Genomic DNA, 16,182 nt, shown 5'->3' on the forward strand with positions numbered 1-16,182 from the left:
GGCAGAAGAAATTATTTAGACCAATCATCAAAGACTTCATTGATGACTTTATTCTCGATAAAAATCATCTGCTACCACAGAGAATCTATAAATGATAGTGCGTAAGTCCTATATTATTTCTAAAAACAATGCAATTACAGCTGCCAATAAAACCTGTGGTACGCGTGCCACTCCAGTCTTGGTCGATGAAAAAACATCTTATAACGGCGCACTCAAAGGTGTGGTAGATGAACAAACGGGACAAATGATTCAAGCAGCTGCAAATGTTTTAGGTACGATTGCAGGACGCAATACTGATATTGCTCGTGATGATGATTATCAAACTGTGCTGACCTTTAGATGTCAGGCAAAGTAAATACGACAAGACAACTCAACAACCCAATACAAAAAAAGTCGCTCCACTGAGAGCGACTTTTAAACTAAGAACAGCAAAATTTAAACTAAAAATAGCTTAAAAATTTAATGATTAGCAATAACCATCTAAACGCGTTAATGGCAATTTTTGACCAATCGCCTTTTCAATTTCTGGCAAATAGAATGCATCATCTTCAGACAAGAAGCTAATACTCACGCCACGTGTACCTGCACGACCAGTACGACCAATACGATGGACGTAATCATCAGACTGTTCAGGCAAAGTAAAATTCACTACATGCGACACACCATCGACGTGAATACCACGCCCTGCAACGTCAGTTGCAATCATGATGTTATGTTTACCATTTTTGAATTGATCAAGCATTTTTAAGCGTTTGTCTTGGGCAATCTCACCCGACAACATCACCACTTTATAGTCATCTCGCTTTAAATGATCATAAAGCTTACGCACCTGATCACGACGATTGGCAAAAATCATGACTTTTTCAATGGGCTCATCACGTAAAATTTCTTCAAGCAATTTATATTTATCGGTTTTAGCAACCATATATACCCGTTGCTCAACATCGGCATTGGTTTTCTTTTCAGGTTCAATTTCTACCGTGACGGGTTCAAATAACCATTGTTGAGCCAAATTTAATACATCATAACTAAAAGTTGCCGAGAACATTAACGTCTGACGCTGCTCTTTACGCGGTGAATAACGCACAATACGTTTTACCGCGGGAATAAAGCCCATATCTAGTAAACGGTCTGCTTCATCAATCACTAAAAATTCAATTTGATCGAGCCAAACTTCTTTTTGTTCTACAAAATCAATTAAGCGGCCTGGTGTTGCAACAATAATATCAACAAAGTTTTTATTGAGTTGTGATTTTTGCTTATCAAAATCTACACCACCCAACAAAGTCACCACATTTAAGTCGGTAAATTTGGTTAAATCTTTTGCGTCACTTTCAATTTGCAAAGCCAATTCACGTGTAGGTGCCAAAATCAAAGCACGCGGTTCACCACGATAACGCTGCCCTTGAATTGGGTTATTCAATAAATCGTTGATGACACTAATTAAAAAGGCAGCAGTTTTTCCTGTACCTGTTTGCGCACGACCAATGGCATCATGTCCAGCCAAAGTAAATTTTAAAACCTTTTGCTGAATTGGCGTCATTTCCTTGAAACCCAAAGCATCAATAGCCTGTTTCAATTGCGGATGTAAATTTAAGGTTTCAAAACCAGAAGACATAAATATATGCTCGAACTTATACAGACAAAAAACTGACCTATTATAAACAGAAATACAAATAAAAAACGCCCCAATCATGATTGGAGCGTTTTTTTAGAATAATCGAGAGATTAGTCTAGTGGCTGTACTTCTTCAGCTTGGAAGCCTTTTTGGCCTTTTACTACGCTGAATTCAACACGTTGGCCGTCACGAAGTGAACGGTGGCCGTCACCTTGGATCGCACGGAAGTGAACGAATACATCGTCGCCGCCATTGCGTTGGATAAAGCCAAAGCCTTTAGTGTCGTTGAACCATTTAACTACGCCTTGTTCACGAGCTGTCATAAGTTAATCCTCATTGATTAAAAAGAAGGACCACCCGGTGTTGCAAACAGCAGAGCAAACAAAGTTTAAAAATATTTTTATTTCTAAGCTTGTAATCATTCTGTATAACTATTAACAAAATCCCGGTTACATCCATTTGTAATAGGGCGACAAACAACGATTGTCTATCTAAAATCCTAAATACGCATCGAGCTTAACACGGGTTTATGACAATTAATAGATTTTTTTTGATTTATCTTGTTCAGTTTGAAACGATTTGAACAAATGGAAAATTTTGATTTCTGTTAAGTGACTTAGCACAATTTTGATCTATAAATTTTATTGCAAATATCTCACAAAATAAGCCAATTCTCTTGCCCTTATGCGCAGTAAGCCGCGCAATGAATAGCCCCGATGCTTCAGATGAAATTTATTTGGGATTTGTGAACGAATTTGCTAATATGATCATTCTGTTTTTTAAGGCGAAATTTTACTTCAATGCTGTGTGATGCCGAACAACCTATCATAGTGATTGATGCTATGGGACAACCTTGTCCTATGCCTTTATTGATGCTGAAACGTGCCCTTAAACATTCAGATTCTGCACGGTTTTTATTGAAGTCATCTGATCCGCACAGCCAGCAAGATGTGGCGCGTTATTGTCAGTTACATCAATACGGCTGTGAAGCAAGCCAGATTTCGGCAACAGAGTTTCATTATGTGATTGATGTTGCCAAGCCAAAATCATCGCAATAAGTGCATCTATTTGATTGTTCATTTGTTTTAATGACTTAATATTCGCCGCTTATTGCTATAAAGATTTACATATCTACACCAATTTTACTTATTTAAGTAGAATATTGGCATTAAGATAAAGACATCGGTTATTTTACCTACCCAATCCTATAAGGAGATCTCATGAGTGACAGCAGCAATCAGTTGATGCCCCTGTCATTATCTGCACCAGGGGTAAACCTCGGGGCTTATATTAGTACTGTTAACCAAATTCCTATTTTAACGGCTGAACAAGAAAAAGAGTTAGCCGAGCGTTATTATTACGATCAAGATTTAGACGCTGCCAAAATGTTGGTCATGTCGCACTTACGTTTTGTGGTGCATATTGCACGAAGTTATGCGGGCTATGGTTTACCGCAGGGCGATTTAATTCAGGAAGGCAACTTGGGCTTAATGAAAGCCGTGAAACGCTTTGACCCGAATATGGGCGTGCGTTTGGTGTCATTTGCCGTGCATTGGATTAAAGCTGAAATTCATGAATATGTTATTCGTAACTGGCGTATTGTTAAAATTGCCACCACCAAAGCACAGCGTAAATTGTTCTTTAATTTGCGTAGCCTCAAAAAATCGAGCAAAAAACTGACGCTTGAAGAAGCACAATCTATTGCCAATGACTTAAATGTGACTGCAGAACAAGTCTTGGAAATGGAAGGTCGTTTAACCGCTTATGACGCAGCTTTTGAAGCACAGGGCGATGATGACGATGAAGGTTCAACTTATGTTGCACCTGCATTGTATTTGGAAGATAACCGTTACGACCCTGCACGTTTGGTCGAAAACGAAGACTACGAAGAACAAAGCACTTCTGCTCTGCATGAAGCTATGGAGCAGTTGGATGATCGTTCACGTAATATTTTGCAGCGTCGCTGGTTAGATGATGATAAATCGACCCTGCATGAATTGGCAGCAGAATATAATGTTTCAGCAGAACGTATTCGTCAGCTCGAAAAAAATGCCATGGAAAAAATTAAAGTGGCAATGTCATCAAACTAAACTGACATTCTTCCAAATTAATGCAAGCACATCGAAAAATAAAATTGGGCAAACTGCCCTTTTTTATTGCCTTGGATTCGTACAACTGGCATACAGGCAGGCAATTCTCAGATTTTCCCAAGCTGAAAAATGTGCTAAGGTTAAGCGCAAAATTAAATAGGTCAATTTGCGTATGTGGATTGCAATTTCTGCCTTGAATTTAGCGGTTGCGGTGTTACTTGGTGCATTTGGTGCACATGGTTTAAAAGCCCGTGCGACTGAAATTCAATTGGGATGGTGGCAAACTGCAACAGATTATTTTTTCTATCATGCTCTTGGACTTTTGGCTTTAGGCATCTTGGCTAAAGTGATTCCACAACTTCCCATTAAAGCCAGTTTTATTCTGATTCAACTGGGTATTTTATTTTTCTGCGGTTCACTTTATATCATGGCATTGGACATTGTACGCGGTTTGGGCATGATTACCCCAATTGGTGGTGCGCTCATGATTGCGGGTTGGCTGACCTTAGCATGGCAAGCCATGAAACATACCAAATAAAGCCCAATCGTATTTTGTAATTTTAAGATGGATTCTCGGTCATGCAAATTTATCTGAACGGCGAAGCACAACAGACCACTCACACGACCCTTTTACAACTGATTCAGGCATTAGATTTAGAAGGCAAACGTTTTGCCGTAGAGCAAAACGAAAAAATTATTGCCAAAAGTAAACTTGCCGAAACCCCTATTTGCGATCAAGACCGCATTGAAATTATTCATGCCGTTGGTGGCGGCTAAACTCGGAGCACCCATGCAAGATACCTTTAAAATCGGTTCACGTACCTTTAATTCACGTTTATTGGTGGGTACGGGCAAATATAAAGATTTAACCGAAACAGATTTGGCGATTCAAGCCAGTGGCGCAGAAATTGTCACCGTTGCCATTCGTCGTGTAAACATTGGACAACATCCAAATCAACCCAACTTACTTTCCGTGATTCCACCAGAAAAATACACCATTTTGCCGAATACCGCGGGTTGTTTTGATGCCAACAGTGCCGTACGTACCTGCATGCTGGCGCGTGAATTGCTGGATGGTCACAACCTCGTCAAACTGGAAGTTTTGGGCGATGAAAAAACCCTATATCCCAATATCACCGAAACTTTGAAAGCTGCGCGTACGCTAATTGACGATGGTTTTGAAATCATGGTTTATACTTCAGATGACCCAATTGTGGCGCAAGAATTGGAAAGTATGGGCTGCGTGGCGATTATGCCATTGGGTAGCTTGATTGGTTCAGGCTTAGGGATTCTTAACCCGCATACCATTTCGATTATTAAAGAAAATGCCAAAGTACCTATATTGGTAGATGCAGGAGTAGGTACCGCTAGTGATGCTGCGATTGCCATGGAATTGGGGTGTGATGGTGTGCTCATGAATACTGCAATTGCAGCAGCACAAAACCCTGTACTCATGGCATCTGCGATGCGTAAAGCGGTGGAAGCAGGACGCGAAGCTTATCTAGCAGGACGTATGCCACGTAAACGTATGGCGAATGCTAGCTCACCTGAAACGGGTTATTTCTTTAAATAATCATAATAAAGTTGCACGGTCTTTTCCAAGTCCAGCAACTCAAATAAAAAAGACGTTCAGTATTAACTCAACGTCTTTTTTATTAGCTGATTCTGGCAAATAAAAGCTAATTAAGGAATCAAGCCTTCATCACGCATCGCAATTTGTACCGACTGCCGCGCAGCGACTATATTACGGATTTCAACTACATGACTATAAGGGGTTAAATCATGCTCAATATGGTTTGACCAATTGGTGATGACAAACAAATATGCATCGGCTGGGCCGAAGTTATCATCCACCAAATATTCATGGTCTGATGACTCAATTTCTTGATCAATATATGTCAACAAACGATCAATTTCTGCATACGCTTTTTCTTTGGCTTCTGCATCTAATGGTCCAGCAAAAAATACCGCATAAGCATCATGTAATTCTGAGTTTAAATAACCTAACCATTCCAAAACTTTAGCACGACCTAAACCCGATGGCGGAATTAAGTCTTGCTTAGGGTCTTGCTGCGCTAAAAATGGCAATATTGCTACGTTTTCCGTCAAAATCAAACCCGGGTTAATTTCTAAAGCAGGTACATAGCCTTTAGGGTTAATTTCGTAATAATCGACACCCTTTTCTGTTTTATGGGTTTTTAAATCCACACGTTCAATATCAAAATCGACATTCACTTCATTTAAAATAATATGTGCTGCTAAAGAACATGCGCCTGGTGAATAATAAAGCTTCATATTTGATCCTTGTTATATAACTATCTCTTTTCTAAATCGCCTGTCACGAACTTGCAAGTGATTGAACCTATGAATTGCAAAAAACGTAAATGTCTTAAAAAGCCCTTACGCTTTGACTATCCTGCAAAATTCAGGCTTTTTCAAGTCTGTTTTAGCTGCTTTTTTTATCTCAAGATGTTTTATCATACAGCCCTTTAAAGTTTCATGAAATTGAGATAGTGATTAGCCTGAAAAAAGAAGAGTGGTTTTCCAATATCCGTACCAATGTTTTGGCGGGTTTAGTGGTGGGTTTGGCATTAATTCCTGAATCAATTGCCTTTTCTGCTATTGCAGGCGTCGATCCGCAAGTCGGCTTATATGCCTCATTCTGTATTGCGGTCACGATTGCATTTTTTGGTGGGCGTACTGCCATGATTTCTGCCGCGACAGGCGCCATGGCATTGCTTATGATTACCCTTGTTAAAGAACATGGTTTGCAATATTTATTGGCAGCCACTGTGCTCACAGGGTTGATTCAGGTTGTGGCAGGCTATTTTAAAGTTGCCAAACTGATGCGTTTTGTTTCGCAGTCGGTAGTTTATGGCTTTGTAAATGCTTTGGCGATTTTAATTTTTGTGGCGCAACTGCCTGAATTATCAAAAATGGATGGCTTAGGTTATTTGTTTGTAGGATTAGGCTTGGCGGTGATCTATCTATTTCCTTACCTCCCTAAAATTGGCAAAAGCATTCCCTCACCTTTGGTCTGCATTATTGTACTAAGTGTGGTTGCTTTATTACTTGGTTCAGATATGCGCACCGTAAGCGATTTGGGACAATTTCCTGATACGCTGCCTATTTTTCTAATACCTGACATTCCGCTAAATTTTGAAACTTTATCGATTATTTTCCCTTATGCCATGACATTAGCCACAGTCGGTTTGCTTGAAACCATGATGACCACGACGATTGTCAATGAAGCCACAGGCACAGAAGCAGATCGGCATCAGGAATGTCGTGGTCAAGGTTATGCCAATATTGTCAGTGGCTTTATGGGCGGTATGGCAGGTTGTGCCATGATTGGACAATCCATTATCAACGTCAGCTCTGGGGCGCGCACACGTCTATCTACACTTACGGCAGGCGTGTTTTTACTGTGCTTGGTGGTGTTTCTCAAAGATTGGTTGGCATATATTCCTATGGCAGCACTGGTTGCGATTATGATTATGGTGTCATTCACGACTTTTAACTGGGATTCAATCCGTAACTTCAAAAAGCATCCGAAACAAAGCAATATTGTTATGTTCGCTGTGGTGATTGTGGTGTTAGCTACCCACAACCTTGCTTTGGGTGTTTTTGTTGGCGTACTGCTTTCTGCTTTATTTTTAGTGAATAAACTGGAAAGTGAAGTTAAAGTCAGCTCATTTTTATTGGGCGAACATACTCGCCAATATGTAATTTCAGGGCAAATTTTCTTTAGCAGTTCTGAAAAGTTTTATCAATTTTTTGATTTTTCAGAAGACATCAGCAATGTCACCATCGACTTAACGCATGCACATATTTGGGATATTACCTCTGTAAATATGCTAAATACCGTGGTGAACAAATTTAAAGCCCAACAAATTAAAGTGCATATTATTGGATTGAATGAAGCCAGTCATACCTTAATTGATCAATACAGTACCCGTTCGTAATTGCTGCAAAATATTCAAACACCATTAAAGACCCAAAATGCTGAATCTTAATGATTCAACATTTTTTATGCTCAAAAGATGCAGATGGATCGCAATCTTGCGCGGTGCTGCGAAAAACCGCGAAAAAATTTGACTTCAATGGCTCAGGACTTAAAATACCGCATTCGAATTTATTAGATTTGCCAAAATTATGTCGAACGATCAATTAGACCAGCACGTTGTCGAGCTGGACAACCTCAACGAGCATCGTGAAATTGTAACGTTCATGCGCCGTTCTTCACCATTGAATACGTCACAACGTAGCGCCTTGGAACAATACGGCAACTTAATTTTGGAATATCCTGTTGGCGATTTACGTCAGCATTTTGAACACCCTGAACGCCCGCTCACCGTTGAAATTGGTTTTGGGATGGGGCGTTCTTTAGTATTGATGGCGCAGGCCAATCCTGAACGTAACTTTGTCGGGATTGAAGTCCATATTCCAGGGATTGCACAGTGCGTTTATGAAGCAGGTACAGCAGGTTTAAGCAATTTACGTGTATTAGATGCCGATGCAATTCAAGTTCTACGTGAAATGCCAGACAACAGCATTGATACGGTTCAACTCTATTTCCCAGACCCATGGCAGAAAAAACGTCACTTCAAACGCCGTTTCGTTGCCCATGAACGCATGGAATTGGTAGAGCAAAAATTAGTGTTAGGCGGTACGTTCCATGCAGCAACTGACTGGGAGCCGTATGCAGAATGGATGCTGGATGTCTTGGACAATCGTTCACGTTTAGAAAACTTAGCGGGGAAAGGCAATAGCTACCCTCGCCCTGAATGGCGTCCACAAACCAAGTTTGAACGTCGTGGAATTGAAGCAGGTCATAAGATTAATGACTTTATCTTCAAGAAAATTAACTAGTTTCTACAATAAAAAATGCTTCCCTTTGGAAGCATTTTTTTCTAGGATGGTTTTATGGCATAAGTCCAAAGATTAAGAAACGACTAAGATTGATGACGTTCTAAAATCTGTTGGCTCATCAGTGTATAAACTTCGGCAAGTGCATATTGCTGCCCTGCTGCCAATACGTCTTGATGCATGTTTAAAATATTGCGATCGCCCCGCATAGCAGGTCCTGTTTGCATTTTACGCGGATCATTCTGGGTCGCTTTATGCGCAGTTTCCATCATAAGAGGATACAGCAAACTAAAATCTACTTGCTGGTCATCCACCACTTGCTTCGCCATGTCATAACAATAATTACTAAAATTACAGGCAAATACCGCAGCCAAATGCAAACTCAAACGCTGCTCTGAAGTATAGGCATAGACTTTTTTGCTTAGGCTATTTGCCAAAGTCATTAAAAGCTGCTGATCTTCAGCAAATGCAGCTTCTATGAATAAAGGTGTTTCTGTCCAGTCAATTTCACGCTCTAAACTAAAGGTTTGTAAGGGATAAAATACCCCTGAACGTGCATGATGCTGTTGCAATACATCTAATTTGGTACTGCCAGAGGTATGCACTATCAACACATGATTTAAGTCATGATGAATTTCCTGAATCACCTGTGCAATCGCCTGATCACTCACTGCGATAATCAGTAAATCTAGGTCTGAATGAAGCTGTTCTACTTCTGCAATCGCTTCTGCGCCAACCTGTGCAGCCAAATCCTGTGCCTTGTCCAGACTACGGCTATAAATTTGCACAATTTGATGCTGTGCGTTTAAAACATGAGCCAAATGATGTGCAACTCGCCCTGCACCAATCAAACCAATTCGCATAATATTTTCAAATAAAATAAGATGAAATAATCTGCACACAGCATGCCAATAAAAAAAGGACGAAGCAATTCGTCCTAAGATTTTTTGTTTAATTCTGAATCAATTTAGAATTGACGCAAAGTTAAAATTTGCTCACTGCGTCCAAATGGCCCTTGAGTATCATGCAAGACTGCACTCGTTAAGCCAATACCATCTTCACCATATTGTTGTGTCACTTCCAAACCCAGCCATTCGCCTTGCGGTAAACGGTGTAAATGCATTTGCAAATCCAAATTTGGAAAACCCCAACCCGCATTCGGGTCTAAGCGTGGCACTACGCCATTGGCGGTATCCACCATCCCCAATAAACGCACAAAACTGGATGTGCTTTGATTTTCGACCATATCAAATTGGTTTCTTAACCAAACGATACCCTTACCTGCACGACGATCCGGATGCGCACGTGTTTCAATACTTTGAATATAGCCGCCTGGCCAACAACGCATACCATCCCAATGGGACAAATATTCAGGGTTTTCTATGGGTAAATCTTCCAGTCCTGCAATCGCGCGTGTATCTGAGGTCTTCATTTTCCATGCGCGCGCCACAATACAGGTTTTTCCTTCAGCGCACATTTCCGCTTCAATCAACTCAATGGTTTTACCTGGTCGGATCATACGGGTAGTGATACTAAACTCCCCAAAGGCAATCAAGCCAAAAATATCTAAACCAACCCGACCAATGCGCATATCATCACGCAGCATAAATTGCTCAAGCTCTGCACATAATATACCCGTTGCAGGTGCCATGTGTTGTTCATGCGGGTTCCACGCACCTTGTGCATGAATGTTGCAACGATAGTACGCAGTACAGCAACCATCGGCATGTTGTTCACGTTTAAGTAAAGTGTAATATGCTGACATTCTTTCTCTTTCCCTCATCTGACTTTTCTTGTGCTGATACTTTTACTACAAAGATTACTGATTGAATCTAGCTCAACTATTTCTACGCAAAAAACCATAATAACTCATGAGTTAACAATACCTTTTACACTGGCGGAAACCGACTAGAGCCAGCAATCCCGTCTGTGTATCTGCAGCAATTAAATGAAATTCTCCAGATAATCGTGCAAGCATTTTTTCTGCTTGTATTGCAGTTAAACCACAATCCAAAGCCAAATTCTGCATCCACCGCAATTCTATATTTTCAGTCTGCTGCATCAGATCATAGCTTAATAAAATCGCTACAGGTTTTAATGTTTGGTAAATATCTTGAAAAAATAATATTTTTTCTACTGGTACATAATGCGCCACAAATCGCCCTGGCCGCATCAAACTGCAAGTTTTCTAGCTGTGCTTGCTGGGCAAATTGATGTCTATCTGCTTTTATAAAACGTATTTGCTCATGCCATAAATGCGAGTGCCTGGTCTGAGTCAGATAATCACTCACGCCCTGCCGATAATCGATTGTAGCTGTTTGGGATAATAAGACGCATCGTAAAATAGTACGAATCCACTCAATCACATCCAGCTTTTCGACTTCAGCCAAGGAGTGTCTTCCATTTGAACCAACATATTGATTGGCAAAGATTCGGTTTGCAATGGCAAAGTTTTCAACTTAATGTAATAAACCAATAGGGTCTTGGGTGTTTTCACCTTAACCGTCAGTACCAGCACTACACACTTTCATACTTTTTGACGAACACTATCCAAAGTATTTAGTTGATCATCAAAGTTTCAGGTACTCATTCCATTAGGATAATATTCGCGCAAAGTATCGAGATTCTGGTTATTATAATAAACCTGCATCTTTTTAATCGTTCCACTTGAGATTGCTTAAGATCCCGAAAGTCATACAAGCTTCTAAGCCCAATGCTTTGACTTTACGCACCATTTATGAACAATGCTTCGGGATTGATCCGCAATAAAAAAGCCTTCACTTTGCAAAGTGAAGGCTTACAAGAAAATAGACCTATTTTAAGATTGAGGCGCCTTTTGCTCTACCACGCCTGCATCTTCCACACTACGCACTGTGCCTGTATCTACATTCAAGACTTCAAACTCAATACGGCGGTTTTTAAATTGGCCTTCTGGGGTTGCATTTGACGCAATCGGCTGCTCTGAACCAAAACCAATGGCTTGCAGCTGACCTGGGTTTACACCACGTGATACTAAATAATCGACCACGGCTTGCGCACGTTGTTGTGACAAAGTCTTGTTGGCATTGGCATCACCTACGGCATCGGTGTGCCCTTTCACAGTTAACTGCACTTGTGGCGCGCGCTGCATCAATACCGCAGCCTGATCTAAAATAGATTTATTGGCTGCTGGAATTTCAGTCGATGCAGAATCAAAATTAATGATTTGCATATTGAGTGCCGTCGCAACATCTAACGCGCGGATATTGTCAGGATTAATTGCAGCCAAAGCCTGCTCGGCATTACTAATACTGCTGGTTACAGCCTGATTGACATCGGTTACTGTGGTTTCTGCAGGTTGCTGAGTCACTACAGTCATGTTTTTAGCCAATGGACGAATTTGACTGGCTAAACGCTCTGCATCGGCATGGTTCGCTGCTTGAATAGACAGTTGATTACCCACCCAGTTTAAATTGACATTCGGTACACCTTTCAGCATTTTCAAAACACTTGGAATCACATCCTGATCAATAAATTCTGAATGATAGTTGGCATAATTTTCTGCCCCACAACCTGTTGGATGATTAAAAATTTGCTTCACTTCATTTTGCAAAATTTCCATATAGCTTGGATTATTTAACAAAATTTGACAGGTCACCAAATTACCATCACTGCCGGTACTGACTTGTAACATTGCAGCCTGATTCGCTGCGACTTGGGTCTCGGTGGTTGTAGGTGCTTGGTTGCGGTCACTGCATGCACGGAATAAAAATGCCAATAAGCCAATTAAAATAATTAAAGCTAAAATAGGCAATAACCACGAACGGCGTTCTTCTACTGGCTCAGTCACAAAAACTTCAGGTGCTTGATGTACGGTTTGTCCTGCAGCATTATTTACCCCCAATGCAGCCAATAAAGCTGTTGCCCACTGCGGCAAAGCTGCCTGAATTGAATCTAAATTATTTTGCAATAAATGTTGAATCGCAACTGGGTCTGATGAACCTGCCTGATTTTCAAGAAAGTTTAGACTAGGTGCAATTGAACGATTCAGTGTATTTTCAATTTCATCTTGTGGTGCTGTGCCACTCACCATATCCATAAATTGCTGTTTTAAAGATAGATTTGCGCCAAAGACATCCCCCACACGCGGATTTAGTTGTCGCTGCAGAATATCTATCAGTTCAGGACGTGAATTTAAAATAGACAATAAAATGGGATAAAAACTACTCAATGCCTGATTTTTTTCAAGCAAATGCTGAGTTTCCCCTTCCAATACAATGGATGACACACTTTGTTTGAGTAAGTCTATTAAATCTGTTTGCATATATATGTCCTCTTTTTTGTCTTTGTTTTCATGTTGTTTTTTAATATATATGCTTAAAATTTAAACAAATGTAATAAATTGTGGTGTTTTGATTTTGTTGTGAAATTTGAGTCAACGGAATGTAGAGTTTTCTATTTTGGGATTGTTAAAATTCAAAAAAAAGCCAGTCGAAGCTGACTTTTATTTAAAGTTGAAAATCAAATATCAATCAGAGCATATTAAGCAGTAAAGACGCGTACTGCTTTGCCTTTTACAACTTGATTAATCAAAGGCGTATTTTTGCCTTGTGACACAATCGTTTCTTTGTTCAGTGTCCATTCCACTTCTGGATCAACCAAGACCCAACCCGCTTCCTGTTCCCAACGACTTTGCATTTTTGCCACACGCGCAGGTGCAAGTGTCACTTTTTCTACCCATTCCAATGGACTGAACAGACCTTCCTGAATCAGTTGAATCCCAAATGGAATATAAGTATCAAATGCAGTAAAACCTGACAAAGTATCTGCAAATGGTGCCATTTTTGCAGAGCTATTTAACGGCTCATGATGAGTACAAATCGCATCAATCACACCATCTTTTACACCTTGACGCAGTAATGCTTTGTCTTGCTCTGAGCGCAGTGGCGGACGTACATGCGCTAACGAGTTAAAACCATCAATAATTTGATCGGTTAAATGCAGTTGATGCATCGCCACATCGCAAGTGACAGGTAAACCTTTGGCTTTAGCTTGTTGAATCAATTCAACTGATGCACCACAAGACAATAAGCCAAAATGCGCACGTACACCTGTGGCTTCAATCATCAGCAAATATTTGGCAATCGCTACGGTTTCTGCCAAAGTTGGAATCATAGGCAAGCCCTGACGCGATGCAATAAAACCTTCATGCACACAGCCATCTTTAGCAATTTGCGGTTCTTCGGCATAGAACACCACGGTCATGTCCAAACCTGCAGCATATTCCAGTGTGCGAATCACGACATCATCATCTTCAAAAGGTGCATTGGCATTGGACACTGCACTACAGCCGCCTTTTTTCAGTCCCGCCATATTGGCAGGCTGCTTGCCGTTTAAACCTTGAGTTTGTGCACCAATCACTTCTAAATAAATGCCACCATCCAACATGGCTTTTTCGACCAAACCATGAATGAGTGCACCGTTGTCTTGCACGATTGGTTTAGAATCGGGTGGCGTAAATAAGTGCAGAATTCCGTTTTCACGTGCGGCCTTGCCTTCAGATTTGAGCGTGCCATGTTGTTGCTGACCAGGTTCACGTAAACGTGCGCATAAATCGACCATAGTTGGCATGAGCCATTGACCTTGGGCATCTATGCTTTCGCTAATATCTGCACTTTCTGCAACCAACTTGCCATTTTCAAGATATACCGTTTGCACTCGGTCAATTTGCTGGATTGGGTCAAGCACACGTACATTTTCAATTTTTACAATCGCCATGACTTTTTCCTTATACCGCAATCGCGTCAATCAAACCTTGTTCTTGCAATTGACCTTGCATCGCCAAAGCCAATACCGCCATACGCACCGCAATACCGTTAGTCACCTGATTTAAAATCACCGACTGAGGACCATCGGCAATGCTTGAATCAATTTCGACACCACGGTTCATTGGTCCTGGATGCATTACAATACAGTTTGGTTTGGCAAGCGCCAAACGTTCTTTGTTTAAACCATACATTTTGTAAAATTCAGCTTGTGAGGCAAGTGCAGGCGAATCAATACGTTCATTCTGAATACGCAGGGTGATAATCACATCGCAATCTTTAATGCCTTCTTCCATTTTGTTAAATAAACGCACGCCTGCGCCATATTCCTCAAAACCGTACGGCAATAAGGTGTTCGGTGCAATCACGCGAATGTCTTTACAGCCCAGTGTTTGCAAGGCAGCCACATCGGAACGCGCCACGCGTGAATGTTTAATATCGCCAATAATCGCCACACTTAATTCTGCATAAGGGCGTTGGGTTTCACGGCGGATAGTCAACATATCCAACATGGCTTGAGTCGGATGCGCATGACGACCATCGCCTGCATTAATAATGGCAACCTTTGGGCAAACTGTTTTGGCAATAAAATGTGCAGCACCTGAAGATGAATGGCGTACCACAAAAATGTCGGCAGCCATCGCCTCTAAGTTCCACAAAGTGTCACGCAAAGTTTCACCTTTAGAGGTACTTGAACGGGCAATATCAATATTGAGTACATTGGCAGAAAGACGCTTGGCTGCGGCTTCAAATGTGGTGCGGGTACGAGTAGAGTTTTCGAAGAACAAATTCATCACCGTGCGCCCTTCGAGCAAATTATTGGTGATCAGTTGGTTTTGTTCATTGAAAAAGGACTGTGCTGTGTCCAGAATTTGGGTGAGGGTTTCTTTGGAAAGACCTTCGATGGTTAAAAAGTGTTTTAAATGCCCATCTTTATTCAATTGAATCTGGCTCGGAGTATGCAATGCCGCCAAATGCATGAGAGATTCCTTATACGTTAAGTTAACGCATTATACAGAAATTGATTTGGCAAAGCAGTGCAACTTGGCATGATTTAGTCAAAAGAAACTTATGATTTTAAAAATTAAGTCATGCAGAATCATTTACACTTTCTTTCATGCTTAATACTCTACAAAACGATGTGAAAGGATGGCACGTATATTTAACTACAATGCTACCCAATCATATTGATATGAGCTTAATGAACATCTGCTTGATCAATCTTCGCCTACAACAACCTACACAACATTAAGGCTGTGTAGGCAAAACCCGTACTATTCCCCCACTTAACGCAATGCACCAATATAATGATGCGACACCTGCGCCCGATAAATTTCTTCAGCTGTCGGTTCAGTCAAGTCATCTATATTTTCTACTGCATCTGATTGCTGCACTTCAGTCTGCGAAGTCGTTATTTCTGCATCAGCATCCATTAAGTTAGCCAATATACTGTTTAAGCGCAGCGCATAACGGCACAATTCCTCATCGTGTGTAGCGAGCGCCAATTGCAGCACAGCACGTGCATAGTCTGAATTTTCAACCAGATACATGACATCAATCACACGTCCACTGACCCGTCTTAATCGCGTATAAATTAAAGTGGCAACTGAAAAAATCTCGTTATTTGCTGTTAAAGCCTGTGCCGTGTTTAAAGTAGCCGTGGTCATTTAAATATTCCCCTTATCGCTTCATTGTTGTTTTGCAGTGTTTGATGCTCATCTGCAAAATGTTCACCATCACAACAATGTATGAGCAAAAATACATACCAATCATGTGAATATTCAGGTTTTTATTCTTGCGC

17 protein-coding genes and 1 pseudogene are annotated in these 16,182 nt (G+C 40.8%); 8 read left to right on the forward strand and 10 right to left on the reverse strand.

The window, feature by feature from the left end; all coding sequences use genetic code 11:
* Nucleotides 1-103: 103 nt before the first annotated feature.
* A pseudogene (locus L6C30_RS00005) lies at nt 104-355 on the forward strand (hypothetical protein); the annotation flags it as partial.
* Between the two features lie 111 nt (nt 356-466).
* On the opposite strand, the gene rhlB reads toward L6C30_RS00005, so the two are convergent.
* On the reverse strand, nt 467-1,618 hold the full coding sequence (rhlB, locus tag L6C30_RS00010) for an ATP-dependent RNA helicase RhlB (protein ID WP_230244334.1): 1,152 nt from the start codon (nt 1,616-1,618) through the stop codon (nt 467-469).
* Between the two features lie 110 nt (nt 1,619-1,728).
* The gene (locus L6C30_RS00015; protein ID WP_004648643.1) at nt 1,729-1,941 is read right to left on the reverse strand and encodes a cold-shock protein; all 213 of its coding nucleotides are present in this window, start codon (nt 1,939-1,941) and stop codon (nt 1,729-1,731) included.
* A 477-nt stretch (nt 1,942-2,418) separates the two neighbouring features.
* Here L6C30_RS00015 and L6C30_RS00020 point away from each other — a divergent pair, with 477 nt between their 5' ends.
* The 5 genes from L6C30_RS00020 to L6C30_RS00040 all read left to right on the forward strand — a co-directional run bounded on the left by L6C30_RS00020 (nt 2,419) and on the right by L6C30_RS00040 (nt 5,281).
* A complete protein-coding gene (locus L6C30_RS00020) occupies nt 2,419-2,676 on the forward strand; it encodes a sulfurtransferase TusA family protein (protein ID WP_004971495.1) in 258 nt (85 codons plus the stop codon).
* A 162-nt stretch (nt 2,677-2,838) separates the two neighbouring features.
* Nucleotides 2,839-3,708, forward strand: a complete 870-nt coding sequence (rpoH, locus tag L6C30_RS00025) for an RNA polymerase sigma factor RpoH (RefSeq protein ID WP_004971496.1) — start codon at nt 2,839-2,841, stop codon at nt 3,706-3,708.
* Between the two features lie 172 nt (nt 3,709-3,880).
* Nucleotides 3,881-4,246 (forward strand): DUF423 domain-containing protein, encoded by a 366-nt coding sequence (locus L6C30_RS00030; protein ID WP_230244332.1) that lies wholly within the window; start codon nt 3,881-3,883, stop codon nt 4,244-4,246.
* A gap of 41 nt (nt 4,247-4,287) precedes the next feature.
* Nucleotides 4,288-4,485, forward strand: a complete 198-nt coding sequence (gene thiS / locus L6C30_RS00035; RefSeq protein ID WP_004971499.1) for a sulfur carrier protein ThiS — start codon at nt 4,288-4,290, stop codon at nt 4,483-4,485.
* Nucleotides 4,486-4,498: 13 nt separating this feature from the next.
* Complete coding sequence (locus L6C30_RS00040) at nt 4,499-5,281, forward strand: thiazole synthase (RefSeq protein WP_230244330.1); 783 nt, start codon at nt 4,499-4,501, stop codon at nt 5,279-5,281.
* 110 nt (nt 5,282-5,391) lie between these two features.
* Here L6C30_RS00040 and L6C30_RS00045 read toward each other — a convergent pair whose 3' ends face one another.
* Nucleotides 5,392-6,003, reverse strand: coding sequence for a glutathione binding-like protein (locus L6C30_RS00045; protein ID WP_236162304.1), 612 nt, complete (start codon nt 6,001-6,003; stop codon nt 5,392-5,394).
* A 218-nt stretch (nt 6,004-6,221) separates the two neighbouring features.
* Here L6C30_RS00045 and L6C30_RS00050 point away from each other — a divergent pair, with 218 nt between their 5' ends.
* Both L6C30_RS00050 and trmB read left to right on the forward strand, forming a co-directional pair.
* A complete protein-coding gene (locus tag L6C30_RS00050; protein WP_230244316.1) occupies nt 6,222-7,673 on the forward strand; it encodes a SulP family inorganic anion transporter in 1,452 nt (483 codons plus the stop codon).
* A 190-nt stretch (nt 7,674-7,863) separates the two neighbouring features.
* A complete protein-coding gene (gene trmB, locus L6C30_RS00055; protein ID WP_230244315.1) occupies nt 7,864-8,580 on the forward strand; it encodes a tRNA (guanosine(46)-N7)-methyltransferase TrmB in 717 nt (238 codons plus the stop codon).
* 83 nt (nt 8,581-8,663) lie between these two features.
* Here the strand turns inward: trmB and L6C30_RS00060 are convergent, their stop codons facing one another.
* The 7 genes from L6C30_RS00060 to L6C30_RS00090 form a co-directional block, all read right to left on the reverse strand.
* Nucleotides 8,664-9,440 (reverse strand): Rossmann-like and DUF2520 domain-containing protein, encoded by a 777-nt coding sequence (locus L6C30_RS00060; protein WP_230244313.1) that lies wholly within the window; start codon nt 9,438-9,440, stop codon nt 8,664-8,666.
* A gap of 104 nt (nt 9,441-9,544) precedes the next feature.
* Nucleotides 9,545-10,342 carry a thioesterase family protein gene (locus L6C30_RS00065; protein ID WP_230244311.1) on the reverse strand — a complete coding sequence of 266 codons (798 nt, stop codon included), beginning with the start codon at nt 10,340-10,342 and terminating at the stop codon, nt 9,545-9,547.
* A 111-nt stretch (nt 10,343-10,453) separates the two neighbouring features.
* On the reverse strand, nt 10,454-10,732 hold the full coding sequence (locus L6C30_RS00070; protein WP_236162303.1) for a hypothetical protein: 279 nt from the start codon (nt 10,730-10,732) through the stop codon (nt 10,454-10,456).
* 663 nt (nt 10,733-11,395) lie between these two features.
* The gene (locus L6C30_RS00075; RefSeq protein WP_230244307.1) at nt 11,396-12,880 is read right to left on the reverse strand and encodes an OmpA family protein; all 1,485 of its coding nucleotides are present in this window, start codon (nt 12,878-12,880) and stop codon (nt 11,396-11,398) included.
* A 218-nt stretch (nt 12,881-13,098) separates the two neighbouring features.
* Nucleotides 13,099-14,334 carry a dihydroorotase gene (locus L6C30_RS00080; RefSeq protein WP_004971548.1) on the reverse strand — a complete coding sequence of 412 codons (1,236 nt, stop codon included), beginning with the start codon at nt 14,332-14,334 and terminating at the stop codon, nt 13,099-13,101.
* A 10-nt stretch (nt 14,335-14,344) separates the two neighbouring features.
* Nucleotides 14,345-15,361, reverse strand: coding sequence for an aspartate carbamoyltransferase catalytic subunit (locus tag L6C30_RS00085; RefSeq protein ID WP_230244303.1), 1,017 nt, complete (start codon nt 15,359-15,361; stop codon nt 14,345-14,347).
* A gap of 306 nt (nt 15,362-15,667) precedes the next feature.
* Nucleotides 15,668-16,048: a hypothetical protein gene (locus L6C30_RS00090; RefSeq protein ID WP_230244301.1), complete on the reverse strand. Its 381-nt coding sequence runs from the start codon at nt 16,046-16,048 to the stop codon at nt 15,668-15,670.
* Nucleotides 16,049-16,182 lie beyond the last annotated feature (134 nt).

The organism is Acinetobacter sp. KAM396, assembly GCF_021602765.1.
Taxonomy (GTDB): Bacteria; Pseudomonadota; Gammaproteobacteria; order Pseudomonadales; family Moraxellaceae; genus Acinetobacter; species Acinetobacter towneri_A.

Bases quoted from the DNA above. Each gene is read 5' to 3' on its own strand.
- rhlB (WP_230244334.1), bottom strand. From the start codon at position 1,618: ATGTCTTCTGGTTTTGAAACCTTAAATTTACATCCGCAATTGAAACAG.
- L6C30_RS00015 (WP_004648643.1), bottom strand. From the start codon at position 1,941: ATGACAGCTCGTGAACAAGGCGTAGTTAAATGGTTCAACGACACTAAA.
- L6C30_RS00020 (WP_004971495.1), top strand. From the start codon at position 2,419: ATGCTGTGTGATGCCGAACAACCTATCATAGTGATTGATGCTATGGGA.
- rpoH (WP_004971496.1), top strand. From the start codon at position 2,839: ATGAGTGACAGCAGCAATCAGTTGATGCCCCTGTCATTATCTGCACCA.
- L6C30_RS00030 (WP_230244332.1), top strand. From the start codon at position 3,881: ATGTGGATTGCAATTTCTGCCTTGAATTTAGCGGTTGCGGTGTTACTT.
- thiS (WP_004971499.1), top strand. From the start codon at position 4,288: ATGCAAATTTATCTGAACGGCGAAGCACAACAGACCACTCACACGACC.
- L6C30_RS00040 (WP_230244330.1), top strand. From the start codon at position 4,499: ATGCAAGATACCTTTAAAATCGGTTCACGTACCTTTAATTCACGTTTA.
- L6C30_RS00045 (WP_236162304.1), bottom strand. From the start codon at position 6,003: ATGAAGCTTTATTATTCACCAGGCGCATGTTCTTTAGCAGCACATATT.
- trmB (WP_230244315.1), top strand. From the start codon at position 7,864: ATGTCGAACGATCAATTAGACCAGCACGTTGTCGAGCTGGACAACCTC.
- L6C30_RS00060 (WP_230244313.1), bottom strand. From the start codon at position 9,440: ATGCGAATTGGTTTGATTGGTGCAGGGCGAGTTGCACATCATTTGGCT.
- L6C30_RS00065 (WP_230244311.1), bottom strand. From the start codon at position 10,342: ATGTCAGCATATTACACTTTACTTAAACGTGAACAACATGCCGATGGT.
- L6C30_RS00075 (WP_230244307.1), bottom strand. From the start codon at position 12,880: ATGCAAACAGATTTAATAGACTTACTCAAACAAAGTGTGTCATCCATT.
- L6C30_RS00080 (WP_004971548.1), bottom strand. From the start codon at position 14,334: ATGGCGATTGTAAAAATTGAAAATGTACGTGTGCTTGACCCAATCCAG.
- L6C30_RS00085 (WP_230244303.1), bottom strand. From the start codon at position 15,361: ATGCATTTGGCGGCATTGCATACTCCGAGCCAGATTCAATTGAATAAA.
- L6C30_RS00090 (WP_230244301.1), bottom strand. From the start codon at position 16,048: ATGACCACGGCTACTTTAAACACGGCACAGGCTTTAACAGCAAATAAC.